The 1,698-nt window shown below is 74.8% G+C and carries 1 protein-coding gene and 1 pseudogene; one reads left to right on the top strand and one right to left on the bottom strand.

The genetic code is table 11. The features are described 5' to 3' along the window. Nucleotides 1–241 precede the first annotated feature (241 nt). Nucleotides 242–1,040, bottom strand: a pseudogene (locus GJ633_RS16465) (ParA family protein). A 164-nt stretch (nt 1,041–1,204) separates the two neighbouring features. Between GJ633_RS16465 and GJ633_RS16460 the strand changes: the two are divergent. Next, nucleotides 1,205–1,698: bifunctional 4-hydroxy-2-oxoglutarate aldolase/2-dehydro-3-deoxy-phosphogluconate aldolase (locus GJ633_RS16460; RefSeq protein WP_156589627.1), on the top strand; the 494-nt coding region annotated here is incomplete at its 3' end.

Below are 1,698 nucleotides of genomic sequence, written 5' to 3'. Positions count from 1 at the left end.
GACGGTCGCCGACGCGGTCGACGCTCACCTCGCCGGCTCCGCCCCGCTCGGCGCCGGTCTCGACGCCGGCTCTGACTCCGGAGACGCGTCCGGCGGGGACGACCTCCTCGGCGGCGCGCTCGGGTCGCCGGACGGGCTGCGCTGACGGCGCTCCGGTCTCCGTCCGCTGCTTGGGCGTCGAACCGTTCCGCCGTGAGCGCCGGGCCCGCGCACCGCGAGCGCCCAGCCCTCCCTCCGTCCCTCAGACGCGGGAGCGTAACCGGTCGACGAGTCCGTCGTCTGCGAACTCGATTCCGACCGCGGTGTCGAACGCGGTCGCGAACGCGTCGGCGGCCGCTCGCGCGTACGGCGCCGACCCGGCAGCCGCCGTCGGCGCGGCCGCGATCGCCGGGTCCGTCGGCGGCAGGACGGCGTCGTGTTCGGCGCCCGGTCCGTCGGTCGAGCGCTCGGAGCCGCCCTGCCCGCCGGTGGTTCCGCGCTCCACGGCGATCGTGGCGTCGACGGTCCCGCCGACGTCCGCGATCCGCCCCCGGAGCCGCTGGACCGCGTCTCGCCCGTGCGTCGTCGCGGGCGTCACCGCCGCCACGCGGTCGGTCGCGGTGAACCGCTGCCACCGACTCGTTGGAGCCGACCGGGGCGGCGTCGACGATCACCGCGTGGTAGGCGGCGGCCGCCTCGTCGATCCGCCGCTCCAGCTTCCGCGCCGCCTCCGCCGTCTTCGCCCGCGCCACGCGCTCGAACGGTGCGCGCGCCGGAATCGCGTCGACGCGCCCGTGGAGCGCCGCTCCCTCGCCGCAGTCGCAGTCGACCGCGTGGGCTCCGGCCGACAGCGACGCGCCCGTCTCGTCCGTGACGAGCGTCGTGAGGTCCGTCCCGATCCGGCCGGTCACGTACTCGGAGAGTCCCTGCGTGGTGAACGCGGCGTCGACGACCGCCACGTCGCGGCCGTCGCGCGCCCCGACCGCGGCCAACTCGACGGCGGTTCGCGTCGTTCCCGCGCCACCGGTCGCCCCGACGAGCGCGAGCGTCGTCGCATGCATGGTCCGCCTCTCGCGGGTCGAGGCTTAAAGGGCGCGAACCGCGCTCGTCGCGGCCGGCGTGCCCGCGTCCCCCGTCCCGCCGAGTGCCGAACACCGAGTGGGCGTGGGAGTGGCGAGTACCGACGGTCACGCGGATTTAAGTGTCCGCTCGGGAACCACCTCCCATGAACGAGACGCTCTCGCGGATCGCCGACAGCGGTGTCGTCGCCGTGTTGCGTGGGATCGAGGCCGACCAGCTCATCGGGATCACCGAAGCGCTCCACGAGGGGGGTGTCACCGCCGTCGAGGTCACCGCGGACACGCCCGACGTGGCGGATCTCATCGGCGATCTCGCCGGCTCCTTCGACGAGGAGGTCGTCGTCGGCACCGGCACCGTGCTCGACAGCGAGACCGCCCGGACGACCCTCATGGCCGGCGCGGAGTTCGTCGTCTCCCCGAGCCTCCACGAGGACGTCATCGAGACGTGCAACCGCTACGGGGCCGTGGTCGCCCCCGGTGTGATGACCCCGACCGAGGCGGTCCGGGGCTACGAGGCCGGCGCCGACTTCGTGAAGGTGTTCCCCGCGAAGACCGTCGGCCCGGACCACCTCGCCGCGATGAAGGGCCCGCTCGGCCAGATCCCGATGATGCCCACCGGCGGCGTCTCCCCCGACAACGC

It is taken from the genome of Halorubrum sp. CBA1125 (assembly GCF_009742825.1).
Taxonomy (GTDB): domain Archaea; phylum Halobacteriota; class Halobacteria; order Halobacteriales; family Haloferacaceae; genus Halorubrum.
Note: the sequence above shows the minus strand (reverse complement) of the source record. Positions and strands in the feature narration are given on the sequence as shown.